Source organism: Streptomyces sp. Ru72 (genome assembly GCF_002920635.1).
Taxonomy (GTDB): domain Bacteria; phylum Actinomycetota; class Actinomycetes; order Streptomycetales; family Streptomycetaceae; genus Streptomyces.
This window is the reverse complement of record NZ_PQSR01000058.1, coordinates 32,286-49,490: the sequence shown is the minus strand read 5'-3', so window position 1 is coordinate 49,490 and position 17,205 is coordinate 32,286. Positions and strand designations below refer to the sequence as shown.

At 71.8% G+C, this 17,205-nt stretch carries 21 protein-coding genes; 11 read left to right on the top strand and 10 right to left on the bottom strand.

The window, feature by feature from the left end; all coding sequences use genetic code 11:
- From C3488_RS24580 to C3488_RS24570, 3 genes are all read left to right on the top strand, one after another.
- Positions 1–651: uracil-DNA glycosylase (locus C3488_RS24580; RefSeq protein WP_103842851.1), on the top strand; the 651-nt coding region annotated here is incomplete at its 5' end.
- Positions 648–1,679 carry an N-acetylglucosamine kinase gene (locus C3488_RS24575; RefSeq protein WP_374955452.1) on the top strand — a complete coding sequence of 344 codons (1,032 nt, stop codon included), beginning with the start codon at positions 648–650 and terminating at the stop codon, positions 1,677–1,679. The genes C3488_RS24580 and C3488_RS24575, both read left to right, overlap by 4 nt.
- A 168-nt stretch (positions 1,680–1,847) precedes the next feature.
- Positions 1,848–2,771 carry a sirohydrochlorin chelatase gene (locus tag C3488_RS24570; RefSeq protein ID WP_103842849.1) on the top strand — a complete coding sequence of 308 codons (924 nt, stop codon included), beginning with the start codon at positions 1,848–1,850 and terminating at the stop codon, positions 2,769–2,771.
- A 106-nt stretch (positions 2,772–2,877) separates the two neighbouring features.
- Here the strand turns inward: C3488_RS24570 and C3488_RS24565 are convergent, their stop codons facing one another.
- Positions 2,878–4,365 carry an FUSC family protein gene (locus C3488_RS24565; RefSeq protein ID WP_103842860.1) on the bottom strand — a complete coding sequence of 496 codons (1,488 nt, stop codon included), beginning with the start codon at positions 4,363–4,365 and terminating at the stop codon, positions 2,878–2,880.
- Between the two features lie 256 nt (positions 4,366–4,621).
- Between C3488_RS24565 and C3488_RS24560 the strand changes: the two genes are divergently transcribed.
- Positions 4,622–5,098 (top strand): Lrp/AsnC family transcriptional regulator, encoded by a 477-nt coding sequence (locus C3488_RS24560; protein WP_103842847.1) that lies wholly within the window; start codon positions 4,622–4,624, stop codon positions 5,096–5,098.
- Between the two features lie 23 nt (positions 5,099–5,121).
- Here the strand turns inward: C3488_RS24560 and C3488_RS24555 are convergent, their stop codons facing one another.
- Positions 5,122–5,883 (bottom strand): LysR substrate-binding domain-containing protein, encoded by a 762-nt coding sequence (locus C3488_RS24555; RefSeq protein WP_103842845.1) that lies wholly within the window; start codon positions 5,881–5,883, stop codon positions 5,122–5,124.
- 58 nt (positions 5,884–5,941) lie between these two features.
- Here C3488_RS24555 and C3488_RS24550 point away from each other — a divergent pair, with 58 nt between their 5' ends.
- Positions 5,942–6,346: a DUF5997 family protein gene (locus C3488_RS24550; protein ID WP_103842843.1), complete on the top strand. Its 405-nt coding sequence runs from the start codon at positions 5,942–5,944 to the stop codon at positions 6,344–6,346.
- Between the two features lie 80 nt (positions 6,347–6,426).
- Here the strand turns inward: C3488_RS24550 and C3488_RS24545 are convergent, their stop codons facing one another.
- Together C3488_RS24545 and C3488_RS24540 are read right to left on the bottom strand one after the other, a co-directional pair.
- Positions 6,427–6,846: a CBS domain-containing protein gene (locus C3488_RS24545; RefSeq protein WP_103842841.1), complete on the bottom strand. Its 420-nt coding sequence runs from the start codon at positions 6,844–6,846 to the stop codon at positions 6,427–6,429.
- A 168-nt stretch (positions 6,847–7,014) separates the two neighbouring features.
- Positions 7,015–7,362, bottom strand: a complete 348-nt coding sequence (locus C3488_RS24540) for a DUF6479 family protein (protein WP_258053626.1) — start codon at positions 7,360–7,362, stop codon at positions 7,015–7,017.
- 251 nt (positions 7,363–7,613) lie between these two features.
- On the opposite strand from C3488_RS24540, the gene ctaD reads away from it, so the two are divergent.
- On the top strand, positions 7,614–9,287 hold the full coding sequence (gene ctaD / locus C3488_RS24535) for a cytochrome c oxidase subunit I (RefSeq protein ID WP_103842837.1): 1,674 nt from the start codon (positions 7,614–7,616) through the stop codon (positions 9,285–9,287).
- Positions 9,284–9,673: a cytochrome c oxidase subunit 4 gene (locus tag C3488_RS24530; RefSeq protein WP_103842835.1), complete on the top strand. Its 390-nt coding sequence runs from the start codon at positions 9,284–9,286 to the stop codon at positions 9,671–9,673. The genes ctaD and C3488_RS24530 overlap by 4 nt, the downstream gene beginning before the upstream one ends.
- Here the strand turns inward: C3488_RS24530 and C3488_RS24525 are convergent.
- The 6 genes from C3488_RS24525 to C3488_RS24500 all read right to left on the bottom strand — a co-directional run bounded on the left by C3488_RS24525 (position 9,603) and on the right by C3488_RS24500 (position 14,129).
- Entirely contained in the window at positions 9,603–11,051 is a 1,449-nt protein-coding gene (locus tag C3488_RS24525; protein WP_258053627.1) for a ubiquinol-cytochrome c reductase cytochrome b subunit, read from the bottom strand. The two genes, C3488_RS24530 and C3488_RS24525, sit on opposite strands and share 71 nt — an antisense overlap.
- A 236-nt stretch (positions 11,052–11,287) precedes the next feature.
- Complete coding sequence (locus C3488_RS24520; protein ID WP_103842831.1) at positions 11,288–11,476, bottom strand: hypothetical protein; 189 nt, start codon at positions 11,474–11,476, stop codon at positions 11,288–11,290.
- Positions 11,477–11,568: 92 nt separating this feature from the next.
- Positions 11,569–12,588 (bottom strand): iron-containing redox enzyme family protein, encoded by a 1,020-nt coding sequence (locus tag C3488_RS24515; RefSeq protein WP_103842829.1) that lies wholly within the window; start codon positions 12,586–12,588, stop codon positions 11,569–11,571.
- Positions 12,585–12,860, bottom strand: a complete 276-nt coding sequence (locus tag C3488_RS24510; protein ID WP_103842858.1) for a CDGSH iron-sulfur domain-containing protein — start codon at positions 12,858–12,860, stop codon at positions 12,585–12,587. Before C3488_RS24510 ends, C3488_RS24515 begins: the two co-directional genes overlap by 4 nt.
- Positions 12,861–12,873: 13 nt before the next feature.
- Entirely contained in the window at positions 12,874–13,551 is a 678-nt protein-coding gene (locus tag C3488_RS24505) for a HemK2/MTQ2 family protein methyltransferase (RefSeq protein WP_103842827.1), read from the bottom strand.
- A gap of 155 nt (positions 13,552–13,706) precedes the next feature.
- On the bottom strand, positions 13,707–14,129 hold the full coding sequence (locus C3488_RS24500) for a secondary thiamine-phosphate synthase enzyme YjbQ (protein ID WP_103842825.1): 423 nt from the start codon (positions 14,127–14,129) through the stop codon (positions 13,707–13,709).
- Positions 14,130–14,251: 122 nt separating this feature from the next.
- Between C3488_RS24500 and C3488_RS42685 the strand changes: the two genes are divergently transcribed.
- From C3488_RS42685 to C3488_RS24485, 4 genes are all read left to right on the top strand, one after another.
- Entirely contained in the window at positions 14,252–14,335 is an 84-nt protein-coding gene (locus tag C3488_RS42685; RefSeq protein WP_313884353.1) for a putative leader peptide, read from the top strand.
- A 130-nt stretch (positions 14,336–14,465) separates the two neighbouring features.
- On the top strand, positions 14,466–15,344 hold the full coding sequence (locus C3488_RS24495) for an ABC transporter permease (protein ID WP_103842823.1): 879 nt from the start codon (positions 14,466–14,468) through the stop codon (positions 15,342–15,344).
- Positions 15,317–16,081, top strand: coding sequence for an ABC transporter ATP-binding protein (locus C3488_RS24490; RefSeq protein ID WP_103842821.1), 765 nt, complete (start codon positions 15,317–15,319; stop codon positions 16,079–16,081). The genes C3488_RS24495 and C3488_RS24490 overlap by 28 nt, the downstream gene beginning before the upstream one ends.
- A gap of 44 nt (positions 16,082–16,125) precedes the next feature.
- Positions 16,126–17,157 carry an ABC transporter substrate-binding protein gene (locus C3488_RS24485; protein ID WP_103842819.1) on the top strand — a complete coding sequence of 344 codons (1,032 nt, stop codon included), beginning with the start codon at positions 16,126–16,128 and terminating at the stop codon, positions 17,155–17,157.
- Positions 17,158–17,205 lie beyond the last annotated feature (48 nt).

Genomic DNA, 17,205 nt, shown 5'->3' with positions numbered 1-17,205 from the left:
GTCGAAGCAGGCTGGGCGAAGGCCCTGGAGCCGGTGGCCGAACGGATCGCCGCGATGGGGGACTTCCTGCGCGCGGAGATCGCCGCGGGGCGCACCTACCTCCCGGCGGGACCGAACGTCCTGCGGGCCTTCCAACAGCCCTTCGACGAGGTCCGAGTCCTGATCGTCGGCCAGGACCCCTATCCCACACCGGGCCACGCGGTCGGGTTGTCGTTCTCGGTCGCTGCGGACGTACGGCCGCTGCCGGGCAGCCTGATCAACATCTTCCGGGAGCTGAACGCCGACCTGGGCCTGCCCCAGCCGTCCAACGGCGACCTCACCCCGTGGACCGGGCAGGGCGTGCTGTTGCTCAACAGGGCGCTCACCACGGCTCCGCGCCGTCCTGCGGCCCACCGCGGCAAGGGCTGGGAGGAGGTGACCGAGCAGGCGATCCGGGCGCTGGCCGGGCGCGGCAAGCCGCTGGTGTCCATCCTGTGGGGCCGCGACGCGCGCAACCTGCGCCCGCTGCTGGGCGATCTCCCGGCGATCGAGTCCGCACACCCGTCGCCGATGTCGGCGGACCGGGGCTTCTTCGGCTCACGGCCGTTCAGCCGGGCCAACGACCTGCTCATCAGGCAGGGCGGGCAGCCGGTGGACTGGCGTCTGCCGTGACGCCCTCCGGGCCGGGGACCGTTCCGTCGGCGGGCGCACCCGGCGCGGTGCCGGAAGCCGTGCTCGCCGTCGACTCCGGGGGCTCCGGCCTGCGGGTCGCCCTTGCCCCGCGGGGCGGCCCGGCCGCGGCGGCGACGGGCCCGCGGACGTCCCGGGAGCCGGTGCGCACCGGTGCGCTGGGGATCGATGCCGGGCATCTACTGGAACAACTCCTGCCGATCGCAAGGCGGTTGCTGGCGGACGCCGGTGGTGCCGAAGTGCGGGCGGTCGCGGTCGGGACGGCAGGTCTGGCCACGCTGGGCGACGATCTGCGCGCCCGGCTTCCCGGCGCGCTCGCCCGTGAGCTCGGTGTCCGCAGGGTGGCGCTGGTCGCGGACGCCGTCACCGCCTACGCGGGCGCGCTCGGCGCACGCCCCGGCGCGGTGGTGGCGGCCGGCACCGGTCTGATCGCGCTCGGCACGGATCTGACGAGATGGCACCGGGCGGACGGCTGGGGTCATCTGCTGGGCGACTGCGGCGGCGGCGCGTGGATCGGGCGGGCCGGCCTGGAGGCGGCGCTGCGCGCGCATGACGGGCGGCCCGGCGGTTCCAAACGTCTGCTGGCGCGGGCCGAGGCGGTGTTCGGCCCGGTCACCGGCCTGCCCGGCAAGGTGTACCCGCGCCCCGACCGGGCGGCGGTGCTGGCGTCGTTCGCTCCCGAAGTGGCCGCCTGCGCCGCTGAGGACCCGGTCGCCGACGGCATCCTCTGCGCAGCCGCCCGGCACATGGCCGAATCCGCGGCCGCCGTGTGCCCCGCCTCGGGCGAGCCCCGCGTCGCTCTCACCGGGGGCCTGTTCCGGATGGGCGAGCCCCTTCTCGTACCGCTGCGGCGCGAGTTGGCGCACCAGGTGCCGCGGGCACGCCTGATCCCCGCGGAGGGTGACCCCCTGTCCGGCGCCGTACGCATCGCGCTCGCACTCGCGAACGATTCACTCACACTCCCCGACGACGAACACCTGTTGCATGTCGTGGTCGAAAAGAGTGAGTGATCCCCCTTGCCGGGAGAGGGGAGTTACGCCCTCGTATCTGGCGGAGAAGTCACACCGTATCGATCACTTCTCCTCCGCACGTAACTCATCAGACAAAACCGGACGGATACCGCTCACCTGCACCCTCCCCGAACAGGGGAGCCCACAAAGCCAGTAGCATGCGGCGCCATGAGCTCCCCCACTGGGCCCGCATCCGGCCTGCCTGTACGAATGCCGCGACCCCGCCAGCCCGGGCGGCACCGCCGCCCGGAACCCCTGGTGGCTCCCGAGGGCGCGCCTGCGCTCGTCCTCGCGGTGCCGGGCACTCCCAGCGCCGCCACGCGCAGCCTCGCCGAGGAGGTCGTGAGCATCGCGCGTTCCGAGCTGCCCGGCCTGGACGCGCGCATCGGCTACCTGGACGGGGACGACTCCGAGTTCCCCACGCTGAAGTCCGTGCTCACGCACACCGCCGAGGAGCGCACCGCACGCTACGAGCAGGCTGTCGCGGCCGGCCTCGAGGTCAAGGAGCCCGACGGCCCCGTCGCCGTGGTGGTACCGCTGCTGGCCGGGCCGGACAGCGCGCTGCTGCGTCGCGTCCGTCAGGCCGTCATGGACAGCCGGGTCGCGGCCGACCTGACCGATGCGCTCGGCCCGCACCCGCTGCTCGCCGAGGCGCTGCACGTGCGCCTGTCCGAGGCCGGTCTGGCTCGTGCCGACCGCGCCCGGCTGTTCACGGTCGCGACGGCCGCGGACGGCATCATCCTCGCCTCCGTCGGCGGCGACGAGGCCGTGCAGGCGGCCGGGATCACGGGCATGCTGCTGGCCGCGCGGCTCGCCGTCCCGGTGATGGCGGCGGCGCTGGACCAGGAGGGTTCGATCACGTCCGTGGCCGAGCAGCTGCGCTCCTCGGGCTCGCAGCAGCTGGCGCTCGCGCCGTACCTGATCGGCCCGGAGCTCGACCCGGGGCTGCTGGAGGCGGCCGCCGAGGAGGCGGGCTGCCCCGCCGCCGAGGCGCTCGGCCCGTACCCGGCGATCGGCAAGCTGGCGCTCGCCAAGTACACGACGGCGCTGGGCATCGCCCCGCAGCAGCCGCAGGGGACGCCGGTCCGCTGACCCCGCCGGACACCCGTACGGCCAAGGGCCCGCTCCTCCGGGGAGCGGGCCCTTGGCCGTGTCACGGGCAGGCCTTGCCGCCGACCACGCTGCGGGACGACCGGCGTCAGACCCGGACCGGGGACGAACCCTGCAGCGGAACGGCCAGGGCGATCAGGGCCCGCTCCAGTCCGTGGAGGTGGCTGAGGGCCTGCTCGGCGCCGGGGTGGTGGACCGGTACACCTGCGGGGGGCGTCACGGCGCGTTCGGGGACCGCTCCGAGCAGCGCCTCCACCGCGGTCTCGACGCGCCGGCACGCGTCCATGAGACGGGCGTCGTGCGAGGCGTCGGGGTCGGCGGCGACGGCGACGAGGCCGCGCGTCCGACGGGCGCACTCGTCGAGCAGCGCCAGCACCTGGCGGGCCCGGGCCTTGCGCGCCCGCAGCGGGTTCAGCGGATGCACCAACGGCGCGACCGCCTGCCGGACGCGCCCCAGCAGCGCCTCCAGCTCCGCCGCGCGCGAGGCGGGGTCCGCCGCCGCGTCGCCCGCGAGCCGTCGTGCCGCTGCGGCGGTACAGGCGTGCACCGCGTGGACGGCTCGGCGCACCCATTGGTCGGTGACCGTGTGCGTGGTGATCGGCAGCACCAGCGCGACGGCGAGGGCCGCCCCCGCCGCCCCGACACCCGTCTCCGCGAGGCGCAGAGCGAGCAGCCCCGGGTGCAGCACGCCGAGGAGGCCGTAGAGCAGGCCCGCCATCACGGTGACGAAGAACATCATCCAGCTGTAGGACGGGGCCGCCGTGTAGAAGATGCCGAACACGCAGACGGCGACGAGCGCGGCGGTGGGTGCCGGGGCACCGTGCAGCGGTACCGCGACCAGCAGGCCGGCGACGATGCCGGTGACCGTGCCGACGACCCGCCGGAAGCCGCGCACCAGCGTCTCGCCGCGCGAGGCGGTGTTCACGAAGATCCACCAGGCGGTGCCGACGGCCCAGTACCAGCGCTCGTGGGACAGCACCTGGCCCGCCGCGACGGCGAAGGCGCAAGCGGCGGTCGCCTGGAAGGCCTGGCGGGTGGCGGGCCGGGCAAGGCCGCGGCCGCCGAGCGGTGCGGGCGCGGCGGGCAGAGGCGTACGGCGTTCGACGCACCACAGCCCGAAGCGCACCGCCGAGGCGGTGGCGAGCGACAGCGCCACGGCCGCGTACAGCTCCGGCAGCTGCCCTGGGACGGCGTGCAGGAACTGCGCGACGAAGAAGGTCATGAAGGCGAAGATGCCCAGCGCATGACCGCGCGGACCCCAGCGGCGGGCGTGCACACCGGCGAAGACGACCGCGAGCCAGACCGCGTCCCGCACCGTCGGCACACCGTGCAGGGCGGTCGCGACCGAGAGGACCGGAAGGCCGACGGCGGGCAGCAGCGCGGTGGTGACCGCCTGGCCGCGCACGGTCGGGTCGGCGACCGTGAACAGCGCCAGCAGCGCGGCGAGCCCGCCGGTGACCGAGGCGGGCAGCGGCAGCCCGGCCGCCTCGCACGCGGTCACGGCGAGGCCGATGCCGAGCACCGCGCGCAGCGACACGCGCAGCCGGAACAGCCCCGGATCGGGAGCCGTGAACATCTTCTTCATCTTCTTGAGCGCCGGGTGAGTCACCGTCGTCCGTCCGCCCCCGCTTCTTGTGCCATCGCGACGCCAGGTCATGGGAATGGCGCCGCGGGCACGGATTCCGGCCTCGTCACCGGTCCTGCGCTGCGCGGCGCCATTGATACCCCTAAGGAAAGCATCAGAGCATCAGTGGCTCAACCGGCGCGCTTTCGACTGGTCCATTGGTACAGTCGGAGAAGATCCACTGGTACCACCGGGAGGCCAACGGACCATGGCCGTGGACGGACTCGACACCCGCATCCTGCGACTGCTGCTCGAACAGCCGCGCACCAGCGTGCGCGAGTACGCGCGCACCCTGGGCATCGCCCGGGGCACCCTGCAGGCCCGCCTCGACCGTCTGGAACGCGACGGGGTGATCACCGGCACGGGGCCGTCCCTGTCCCCTGCCGCGCTCGGGCACCCCGTGCTGGCGTTCGTGCACATCGAGGTCACGCAGGGGCATCTGGACGAGGTGGGCGACGCGCTCGCGGGCGTGCCGGAGATCGTTGAGGCGTTCTCCATCACCGGTGGCGGCGACCTGCTGACCCGGGTGGTCGCACGCGACAACGCACACCTGGAGGACGTCATCCAGAAGCTGATCAGCCTGCCCGGGGTGGTCCGCACCCGCACGGAGGTGGCACTGCGCGAACGCGTACCGCACCGTCTGCTGCCGCTGGTGGAGTCGATCGGCCGGGCGGCGGCGAACTGACCGGGAGCCGGCGCACTCGGGGCCTACCGCCGACGTGGCTTGCCGCGCCGTGCCGCCTTGGAGCCCCCGGAACCGCTGCGGGGACTGCGGCCGGTCGACTTCCCCGGGGCGGGCTTGCGCCGGGTCCCTGCGGCGTCGGCGCGCTGCCGCTTCGGTTCGGCGGGGGGCTGGGCGGCGCGGCCCCGGGTGCTGTTGACCGTCCGTCCGCGCACGATCCCGATGAAGTCCTCCACCAGGTCGGTGGTCGCGTCCTCGGGCCAGGACAGGGCGACGCTCGACTGCGGCGCGTCCACGACCGGGCGGTAGGTGAGGTCGCGGCGGTGGTACAGCCGCGCCAGCGACTGGGGCACGACCAGCAGGCCCACGCCCGCCGCCACGAGTTCGATGGCGTCCTCAGTGGTGGCAGGGCGCTCGAAGGCGGGCTCGCCCGGCGGCCGCTCCCAGTCCAGGACGTCGTCGAGGGGATGGAGGACGACCTCGTCGGCGAGGTCGTCGCAGGACACCTCGTCGACGGCTGCCACCACGTGGTCCTTGGGAACGACGACCACCGTGGTCTCGGTGTAAAGGGGGATCGCGCTGAACACCGTGCGATCCACCGGCAGCCGTACGAGCCCCGCGTCCGCCTCGCCGCCGCGCAGCACCTCGGGCGCTTCGGCCGCCGGCACCTGGAGCAGGTCGAGGGGCACATCGGGCAGGCGCTCGTTCCAGATCCGCACCCATTTGGCGGGCGTCGCCCCGGGGACGTACACGAGCCGGAACGAGGGGGATGCATCCGTGCCTGTCACCCCGCCAGGCTACCGGGCGTGGTCAATGGGCCCGAATCCGGCCGATAGTCTGGAGAGCATGAAGTCGCAGCAGACCACCCAGACGATGAAGCCCGCCACCGCGGCGAAGAAGCTGGGTGTGTACCTCCCCGCCACCCCCGCCGAGTTCCAGGAGGGTGTCGTCTCCCGGGCCGAGCTGAACGAGCTCCAGGCCAACCCGCCCGAGTGGCTGCGGGAGCTGCGACGCAACGGCCCGCACCCGCGACCGGTGGTCGCCGCGAAGCTGGGCGTCTCCATCGCCGGCCTCGCCCGCGGCGGAGTCACCGAGGCGCTCACCACGGAGCAGATCGAGGCGCTGAAGAAGGACCGTCCCGAGTGGCTGGAGAAGGAGCGCGCCACTCAGGCCGAGGTCCGCAAGGAAGCCGCGCGCATCAGGAAGCGGGACGCCGAGCGCGCCGAACAGGCCGGTCGTCCGCGTTCCTGACCTCCGCCGAGCACCGCTCCGACAGAGCGGCAGCGGGGCCGGGCTGATGCCCGGCCCCGGCTCCTCCCGCCGGTGGTGTCCTAGACGTTGGGCTCCGCCGCGCTGATGTCGCCGAGCGCCGACTCCGGCTGGCGCTCCACGGCCAGGTCGCCGAGGGAGATGATCCCCACCGGCTCTCCGCCCTCGACGACGGGGACACGGCGGATGTGGTGCTCGCGCATCACCTGCACCGCGCGGTCCAGGTCCTCGTCGGGGGTCAGGGTGATCAGCTCTTCACTGCACGCGCGAGCCACCGTCGTCTCCTGCGGGTCGGCTCCCTCCGCGAGCGCGCGCACCACGAGGTCGCGGTCGGTGACCAGGCCACGCAGATGATCCTCCTCGGTGACGAGGACGGCTCCGATGTCCCGATCGCGCATGATCTGCGCCACCGCCGCCAGCGAGGTCTGCGGTTCGACCTTGACGGGCTCGGCGGTCATGATGTCGCGTACGTGCTGGGCCATGACTTGTCCCTTCTCCACAGGTCTCCCTGGTCTTCCCAGGGCTTCCCCGGGGCGGCGGTCCCGGTTCCCGCCGCTCAGGCGCCGAGTACCCGATGGGCGCGGTCCTGCACGGCTGCGGCGCGGTCTCCCGAGCCGCGGCGGTCCGCCGGGACGGGCGGCCCCTTCCGGTCAGGTGGCGCCGGAGCCCCCGCTGCCGAAGGAGCCACTGGAGCCGGGGCTCCAGCGCGGGCGCTTCTGCTCCCCGCTGCGCCGGGTGCCGGAGGCGTGGACCTCGTGCGGGGTGAGACGCTCGCCCTCGTCCTTCGCGCGCGGAACCTCGTTCGGCTCCCTGACCTCCCGGGACTCCATGACGGGTCCGGAGGTCGGCCGGGTCGGCTGGTCCGAGGGGCGCGGCGGCGACGGTTCCCGGCGTCGCACCTTGATGCCGAGCCGGACGGCCCACACCAGGGCTCCCGCGATGAGCAGACCGCCGACGAAGGCGCCGAGCACGCCCCAGGCGGCATCCGAAGCGGCCATTTGAAGAGAGATCGTCAGCATGCCCCCCGGGTACCCCGCTGCCGGAAATGAACCCTCCGCTCCCGGGCGCCCGCGACGGGGGCGGCGACGCCGGGGCGGCGGACCGGCTCGCGGCACGGGGCCGCACCGGCCCCTCTCTTCTTCCCGACCGGTTTTCAGCGGCCGAGCCGGGGCACCCGCGATGCGCTCGCGTGCCGTCCGGCCCGTGCGCCGGGTGTGACACCGCGGGCGACGGCGCGTGGAGGAGGACGATGACAGAGCTGTCGGATTACACCGCGGACCTCAGGCGGAAGGCCACCGCCCCCTCCCCTCTCGGTCGTACGGTGCTGAACTGGACCACGACGACCGACCACAAGGTGATCGGTCGTCTGTACATGGTGACGGCGTTCTGCTTCTTCCTCTTCGCCGGTCTGCTGGCGATGGCGATGCGGGCGGAGCTGGCCCGCCCGGGCCTGCAGTTCATGTCCGAGGACTTCTACAACCAGCTCTTCACGGTGCACGGCACGGTGATGATGCTGCTCTTTGCGACGCCCATGTTCGCCGGGTTCGCCAACGCGGTGATGCCGCTGCAGATCGGTGCCCCGGACGTGGCGTTCCCGCGCCTGAACGCCCTGTCGTACTGGATGTACCTCTTCGGCGGCCTGATGGTGGTGTCCGGGTTCCTGACACCCTCCGGCGCCGCCTCGTTCGGCTGGTTCGCCTACGCCCCGCTCAACAGCGCTTACCGCACGCCCGGCGCCGGCGGCGACCTGTGGACGATGGGCCTGGTGGTGACGGGTGTGTCGACGACGCTGGGCGCGGTCAACTTCATCGCCACGATCATGTGTCTGAGAGCCCCGGGCATGACGATGTTCCGGATGCCGATCTTCACCTGGAACATCCTGTTCACCTCCATCCTGGTGCTGCCCGCGTTCCCCGTGCTCACGGCCGCGCTGCTGGCACTGGAGGCCGACCGGAAGTTCGGGGCACACGTCTTCGACGCGACGAACGGCGGCGCCATCCTTTGGCAGCACCTGTTCTGGTTCTTCGGGCACCCGGAGGTGTACATCGTCGCGTTGCCGTTCTTCGGGGTGATCTCGGAGATCCTCCCGGTGTTCTCGCGCAAGCCGCTGTTCGGCTATCTGCCGATGATCGGCGCCACGACCGCGATCACCATGCTGTCCGCGGTGGTGTGGGCGCACCACATGTTCACCACGGGTGGGGTGCTGCTGCCGTTCTTCTCCCTGATGTCGTTCCTGATCGCGGTCCCGACCGGCATCAAGTTCTTCGCGTGGATCGGCACGATGCACCGCGGGTCGCTGTCCTTCGAGACGCCGATGCTGTGGTCGCTCGGCTTCCTGGTGACGTTCCTGCTGGGCGGCGTGAGCGGGGTGCTCCTCGCGTCGCCGCCGATCGACTTCCATGTCACCGACTCGTACTTCGTCGTGGCGCACCTGCACTACGTCCTCTTCGGCACCGTGGTCTTCGCGATGTTCGCGGGCTTCTACTTCTGGTGGCCGAAGTTCACCGGGAAGATGCTGGACGAGCGGCTCGGCAGACTGCACTTCTGGTTGCTGTTCCCCGCCTTCCAGCTCACCTTCCTGGTACAGCACTGGCTGGGCACGGAGGGCATGCCCCGCCGCTACGCCGACTACCTGCCGGCCGACGGCTTCACGCTGCTGAACACTCTCTCCTCCGCGGGCGCGTTCCTGCTGGGCGTCTCCACGCTGCCGTTCCTGTACAACGTCTGGCGCACCGCGCGCTACGGCGAACGGGTCACCGAGGACGACCCCTGGGGCTACGGCCGCTCGCTGGAGTGGGCGACGTCCTGTCCGCCGCCGCGCCACAACTTCGTGGCCCTGCCCCGGGTGCGGTCCGACTCGCCCGCCTTCGAACTGCACCATCCCCAGGCCCTGCGGCAGTCCCTCGAGGAGGGCGCGCGATGAAGACCGAAGCCATGCTCTTCGGCGGCGTCGCCGCCTTCTTCGCGGGCTCCGCCGTCCTCTACGGTGCCTGGTCGAGGGATCCGGCGGGCACGGCGTGCCTGGTCATCGCCTTCGGGATGGCGGCCCTGGTCGCCTTCTTCTGCGCCGTGCAGTACCGGCGCAAGGGGCGACGCCCGCAGGACCGCAAGGACGCCGAGGTGATGGACGCGGCCGGTCCGCTGGAGTTCTTCCCGGCCCACAGCGCGTGGCCCGTGGTCACGGCGCTGGGCTTCGCCCTCGCCGCGACCGGTGTGGTCTTCGCCCTGTGGCTGTTCCTCATCGGCCTCGGGGTGCTGGCTCGGGGTGTTCTCGGGATGGTGTTCCAGTACGCGGCTCGAGGGAGCTGAGCGGCTTCCTCGGCGCTCCCGGCCGGAAGTCGGTCACCGGTTCGTGGCCGCTCTCGTAGCCGCCCTCCACGGTCTGCCGCACCTCACCTGTCTCCTCGCCCTCGGCCAGGCGCTGCTGCTCCGCCTCCAGCAGGGCGTGGCACAGTCGGCGGGTGACCAGGAAGGCGGCCACGGGCGCCGCCACGAGGGCGATGCGCAGGGTCCAGGTCAGCGAGTTCAGCGAGATCTGGAAGGTGTCGGCCACGATGTCGTTGCCGCCGGCCAGCAGCAGGACGCCGTAGAAGGTGATCCCGGCGACGCCGAGCCCGGTGCGCACCGGGCGTTCCCGCGGCCGGTCGCACAGGTGCTGTTCCCGGTGCCGCTCGCCCGTCAGCCGCTGTTCGACGAACGGGTAGGCGTACAGGACGGCGAACAGCAGCAGCGGCAGGACGACCCCTGGCAGCAGCACGTTCCACATGATCGTGTGGCCGGCGACGGTGGTCTCCCAGCGCGGCACGAGCCGCAGCGATCCCTCCAGGAAGCCGACGTACCAGTCGGGCTGCGAGCCGGTCGACGCCTGGTCCGGCCGATAGGGGCCGTACGTCCACACGGGGTTGATCTGGGCGACTGAGCCGAGCATCGCGATGACGCCGAAGACCATGAGGGACAGGCCGATGGAGGACGCGGCGAACTGTGGGAAGAGCGGCTTGCCGATGACGTTCCGGTTGGTCGCGCGCGGGCCGCGCCACTGGGTGTGCTTCAGGTGGAAGACCAGGATCAGGTGCAGGGTGACCAGGGCGAGCAGTGCTCCGGGCAGCAGCAGGACGTGCACGGGGTACAGACGGGACACGATGTCCTCGCCGGGGTACTGGGACCCGAACACGAACATGCTGACGTACGTCCCCACGACGGGCAGGGACAGCATGATGCCCTGGGCGATGCGCAGTCCCGTGCCGGAGAGCAGGTCGTCGGGGAGCGAGTAGCCTGCGAAGCCCTCGGCCAGGGCGACCAGCAACAGCGTGACACCGATGATCCAGTTGATCTCCCGCGGCCTGCGGAAGGCACCGGTGAAGAAGACCCTCAGCAGATGCAGCCCGATCGCGGAGACGAACACCAACGCGGCCCAGTGGTGCATCTGCCGGACGAGCAGGCCACCGCGCACCTCGAAGCTGATGTGCAGGGTCGAGTCGAACGCCTCCGACACCAGCGTTCCACGCAGCGGCACGTAAGGCCCGTGGTAGACGACCTCGTGCATCGCCGGCTTGAAGAAGAGTGTCAGCCACACGCCGGTCACGACCAGCACGAGCAGGCTGTAGAGCGCTATCTCGCCGAGCAGGAACGACCAGTGCTCGGGGAATGCCTTGCGCAGCAGTCGTCCGCCGCCGTCCAGTACGGGCAGCCGCGCGTCCGCCGCGTCGGCGAACCGCTCCCCGGGACGGCGGGCCTCGGATGCCTCGGACGGGGCCGGTGGCCGGTGCCCCGCCGTCACCGTGCCCTCCCCCGGGCGGTCGGCGGACCCCTTGCACCGGTGCCGGCCCACGGAACGCCTCCCTCTCCCGCCTGTCACCGACCGTTCCCTGCCCCACGCGGTCCTCGGACCGCCGACGACCACCCCTGCCTTCATGCGGCCCGTCCTCAGGGGAAGAGCGCGATGCCGAGGACGATCAGCAGGACGATCACGACGATGATCGCCACCATGCTCCAGGACCCGCGGTACTTCGCCGGTGCCTTGGCCTTCCCGCCGCGGGGCCGGTCCTCCTCCAGGGTCGGGTGGGCCGGGCGGTCACGCTTGTAGAACTCTTCGTCATCTCGGTGCTCGGTCATGACGACTCCTTCCCGATGTGCCCCAGTCCTTGTGTGCCCCTGTCCTTGTCGCGGTGCGGGTTCCCCGTCCTGGCGCCGGGATTCCGGACGGTTCAGGCGGCCAGTGCTCCCGTTCGCAGGGCGCTGTCCCCGCCGCGCCATGCCTTGAGGAGGTGGGCGCCGAGCCGGTCCTCGAGGAACCCGGTGGCCCGGATGCCGAAGACGACGTCCGCCTCCAGATCGGGCTCGCTCTCCAGCAGCCCGCCGATCACGTCATGGCGTACGACCTGTTCGTGCACTGCGTCCGCCACCACGTGCTCGTCGTAGAAGCGGGCGGCGGCCTCCCCCGCGCCCGACCGGCGCATGGCCTCGGCCAGGCGGCGGGAGCCGGGGGAGGAAGTGACCTCGACCGCCGCGAAATGGCCGGTCAGAGCCCCGCGCAGGCTGCGGTGCAGGCCGAGGAGGGACATGAGGTTGACCGTGGCGAGCATCTCCGCGGGCGCGGCCTCCACGTAGTAGCCGTAGGCGGTGTTGAGCCCCAGGTCCTCCATCAGGTCGGCGAAGAGGCCCGCGTGGATCTCGTCGGCACGTCCCGCCCCGAACTCGTCGAACTCGACGGCCACCATGGCCGCCTTGGCCCTGCCGTGCAGCCGGGGGATCACCCAGGCATGGGGGTCGGCCTCCTTCAGGTGGTACAGCGACCGCAGCGCCGCGTACTCCCTGAGGTGGCGCAGTTCGCCCTCGCTCCGCAGGAAGTGGGTGACGCTGCCGGTGTCGTCGCCGACGGGTTCGACCTGGAGTTCGTCCAGGGCCTCCTGCGCACCGGCGTCGACGGGGACGTCGGCACGCAGGGCGTCCAGGAAACGGTCCTCGAGGGCGCGGCGGAAGGTGAGCAGGGTGGGGTCCCACTCGTGGTCGTCGTCGACCCCGTCGAACCCCTGGTAGTGCAGTTCGTACAGGACGTACAGCGCCAGCTGCAGGTCTTCGCCGTACGGGTCACTGTCCGCGAGGGACGCCAGCGACAGCGGGCTGCCCCGCTCACGCAGCGCGCTGACCGCACCGTGCGAGAGCGGGCCCCTGGGCAGGGGCAGCGGCGGGCTGAACCGGCGTGGTTCGCGTCGGCCGGTCGTCACGCGCGCGTCTCCTTTCGTTCCGGGTCCTCATCGTCCGGAGTCCTCCCGCACCGTGCTTGCGGCTCCTCCGGCATCTCCCTGCGGCCGGCCTCCCGGTCGTCCGCCGGCTTCCCGCGGCGGCGATGGCTGGTGTCGCACCACGGGTAGGTGCGGCTGCGCCGGCAGGTGCAGATCGCCACCACGAACCGCCGGCTGACGACGGTGTCGCCGTCGGGGCCTGTGACCTCCACGGGGCCCTCGACCAGCAGCGGGCCGTCGCGATCGGCCCGGATACGGGTCACGCGTTCACTCTCGTACGGCACGGACGACCACCAGCTCTTCCACCATGTCGTCGGCGGGCAGACCGCGCTGCCGCAGCCAGGCCAGCCGGGACCGCAGCACCCGGCCGAACGGGATGGGCACGCGATCCGTGACCCGGGCACTGAGACCCGCCGAGGTGAGTCGGCCCAGGGTCTCGTCCACCCCGGACAGCGCCGAATGCACCATGAGGAGCACTCCGCGGGGGCGCAGGTGCCCGGGCGCGGCATCACAGATGCGGTCCAGCAGCAACCGCCCGTCCAAGCCGGCATCCCAGGCGCGGGCGGGGCCCCGGGGGCTTCCGGCAACGGGTGAGGGGACGTACGGCGGATTGCTGACCACCAGGTCGAAACGGCGTCCGGGCACGGCCGCCGTGAGGTCGCCGCGGCGCACGCTGATGCGCTGCCCGCTGAGCAGCGCGTTCACCCGGGCCGCCAGCACCGCCCGCCAGGAGATGTCGATGGCGGTGACACGCGCCCCGAGCCGTGCGGCCTCCAGCGCCAGGGCTCCGCTGCCGGTGCCGAGGTCGAGGACGTCCGCCCCGGGGGTGATGTCCTCCCGGCGCAGGGCCCGGGTCAGCAGCCAGGTGTCCTCCTGCGGCTGGTACACACCCGGTGGGGTCCACGCGGGGGCGGGAAGGGGCGGACAGGGGGTTTCGACGGTCATCGGCTCCTCCGTGCGGCTACACGCAGGCGGTATCCGCACCCGCCGTGGGACACCACGGCCGGTGCGGATCTTCTGCCTGCGCACCACCGAGTCCCCCACTGCACGTGGTCGACACGTGTCCTTCTCACCCCGCGCACCCCGAGCCGGGGCGAAGGTCACCCGAGGAAGCTCAACCGCACCTGGCGCCGGGCGTTGTCCCGGTTCGTGTCCACCAGGCACACCGACTGCCAGGTGCCCAGTTTCAGCTCTCCGCCGATGACCGGCAGGGTCGCGTGGGGCGGGACGAGGGCCGGCAGGACGTGGTCACGGCCGTGGCCGGGGCTGCCGTGGCGGTGCTGCCAGCGATCGTCGGCCGGGAGGAGGGTGTGCAGGGCGGCCAGGAGGTCGTCGTCGCTGCCGGCGCCCGTCTCGATGATCGCCACGCCGGCCGTGGCGTGCGGCACGAAAACGTTCAGGAGGCCGTCCCGGCCCCTGCTCACCTCACGCAGGAAGGCCGCACATTCTTGCGTGAGGTCGAAGACCGTCTCCGAGGATCCGGTGGCGATATCCAGGACGCGGGTGCTGAAGGCATCGGGCATGCTTCCATGGTCACCCACACGACCCGTCTCACACACAGCTGATGGCCCGTCCGGCGATACGAGAGGTCCACTTCCCGAGACACCGTTGACCCCGAAGGCGCCATCTGGCTACTTTCAGCCGCATGTTGCGTTCAGCCCTGCTCACCACGCGCGGTCACATCGACCTGCTGCGGGTGGCCTCCGCCGCGTGTCGCCGCGGTCGCTGACGCCTTCCTCCGCTCTCTCACCCTCTTCTCCTCGCCTTGGCACCGCCCTGCCCGCACGTCTGAGCCCGCTCTGACGCGGCGCCGCCAAGACGTGTCCCCGTCCGGCCGCTCTCCTCCTCATGGAGCACTCATGAGCATCAGCCATGCCCCACCCGGGACCCCCAAATCCGATATTTCGTCTATATCGAAATACGCGCATGCCGCGCCCGAGCTCGAACCCCTCGTCCCCTCCTCTGCTCGCCGCACACGCGTCCCCCGCTGGCTGCGGCGCACGTCGGGCCCGCTCCTGCTGCTCGCCCTGTGGCAACTCCTCAGCAGCACAGGTGTGTTGCCCTCCGGCGTCCTCGCCTCCCCCGGCAGGATCGCGCAGGTCGCGGGCGATCTCGTCGCCGACGGATCCCTGCCCTCCGCAATGGGCACCTCGCTGCGCCGGGTCGCGGCCGGTCTGCTGCTCGGCACCGTCATCGGCACGGGACTGGCCCTCGTCTCCGGGCTGTTCCGCATCGGTGAGGACCTCGTGGACGCGCCGGTCCAGATGCTGAGAACGGTTCCGTTCGTCGGCCTGATCCCGCTGTTCATCATCTGGTTCGGGATCGGCGAGGCCCCGAAGGTCGCCATCATCACCCTCGGCGTGACCTTCCCGCTCTACCTCAATGTCTACGCCGGCATCCGCGGCGTGGACGCCCAGCTGATCGAGGCCGGGGAGTCCCTGGGGCTTTCCCGGTGGGGGCTCGTCCGGCATGTGGTCCTGCCGGGCGCGTTGCCCGGCGCGATGACCGGTCTGCGCTATTCCCTCGGCATCGCCTGGCTCGCCCTCGTGTTCGCCGAGCAGGTCAACGCGGACGCCGGGATCGGCTTCCTCATGGTGCAGGCGCGGGACTTCCTGCGGACCGACGTGATCGTCGTCTGCCTGATCGTCTATGCCTTCTTCGGTCTGCTCGCCGACTTCATCGTCCGCTCCCTCGAAAGGCTGCTGCTGCAATGGCGACCGACGTTCACGGGCCGGTGACGACCGGCGCCGCAAAGGCCCAGGCCCCCGCCTCGGCCGTCCGCGTCGAGGGGCTCACCCGCTCCTTCGGCGGGCGCGCCGTCATCGACCGCCTGCAACTCGATGTGCGGCCGGGAGAGTTCGTGGCCCTGCTGGGCCGCAGCGGCTGCGGCAAGTCGACCCTGTTGCGCATCCTCGCCGGCCTCGACCGCGACATCGAGGGCACCGTCCTCGTCCCGCGCCGCAAGGCGGTCGCCTTCCAGGCCCCTCGGCTGATGCCGTGGAAGAAGGTATGGCGCAACGTGCTGCTCGGCCTGCCGGGCAAGCCCGAACGCACCGTCGCCGAAAAGGCGTTGGAGGAGGTCGGCCTGGCGCACCGCTCCGACGCCTGGCCCAAGACCCTCTCCGGTGGCGAGGCCCAGCGTGCCTCCCTGGCCCGCGCTCTGGTGCGCGAACCCGACCTGCTGCTGCTCGACGAGCCGTTCGGCGCACTCGACGCGCTCACCCGTATCAGGGCCCAGCGTCTGGTGGGCGAGCTGTGGCAGCGGCGTGGTTGCGCCGTTCTGCTGGTCACGCACGACGTCGAGGAGGCGGTGCTGCTCGCCGACCGTGTCCTGGTGATGGACGACGGCGTCATCGCCCACGAGACGAGGGTCGACCTGGACCGCCCGCGCGAGATCACCGATCCCCGCTTCGCGGAGGTGCGCGCCGGACTGCTGGAACGCCTCGGCGTCGCCCCGGCCACCGAAGCCGGCTGACTCCCCTGTCTTCCTGTACCTCACTGAACACGAACGGATCCGTCATGCGACGACGCCTCCTGACCGCCGCGCTGCTCCTGCCCTTCGCCCTGCTGCTCACCGCCTGCGTCGGGAACTCCGCTGCGGGGACCTCCGCCGGCGGCCGTACCGACGGCAAGGGCTCCCTCACCCTCGACGTCGGAGACCAGAAGGGGGGTTCCGAAGCGGTCCTGGAGGCCGCCGGTGAGCTCAAGAACCTCGACTACAAGATCAAGTGGTCCACCTTCACCTCTGGGCCTCCCCTGCTGGAGGCGGTCAACGCGGGCGCCGTCGACATCGGGGGCGTCGGCAACACCCCACCGGTCTTCGCCGCCGGCGCCGACTCGAAGATCACGGTGGTGGCCGCCTGGCACGGCACGTCCAAGGGCGATGCCATCCTCGTACCGAAGAACTCCCGGCTGAGCGCGGTGCAGCAGCTCAAGGGCAAGTCGATCGCGGTGGCGCAGGGGTCGTCCGCCCACTACCAGCTGGTCGCCTCCCTCAACAAGGCCGGACTCAGGCTGAGCGACGTGAAGGTCAAGTACCTCCAGCCGGCCGACGCTCTGGCCGCGTTCTCCAGCGGCAAGGTCGACGCCTGGGCGGTGTGGGACCCGTACACCTCGCAGGTGCTGCAAGGGAGCCTGGGGCGTGTCCTGACCACCGGCGACGGCGTGACCAACGGCCTCACCTTCCAGGTGGCGGCTCCGAGCGCACTGAAGGACAAGAAGAAGGCCGCGGCCGTCAAGGACTACCTTGAGCGGCTGCGGCGCGCCCAGAACTGGGTCTATGCGCACCCCGACGCCTGGGCCAAGGTGTGGGCGAAGGACACCGGTCTGTCGTACGAGGTGGCGCTCGCCGCGGTCAAGCGCACCAATGCCTCTCGGATCCCGGTCGCCGTGGACAAGTCGCTGATCGCCTCCGAGCAGCAGATCGCGGACACCTTCACCGGCCTGAAGCTCATCCCGCGCAAGGTCGACTTCGGCCACTTCGTGGACACCGAGTTCAACGGCGACCTGCCCCCGTCCACCACGACGCCCCGTGTTCTGAAGGAGTCGTGACATGACCGTCCGGCTTCACCGGTTCCTGCCGACGGGTGGCGAGTGCCG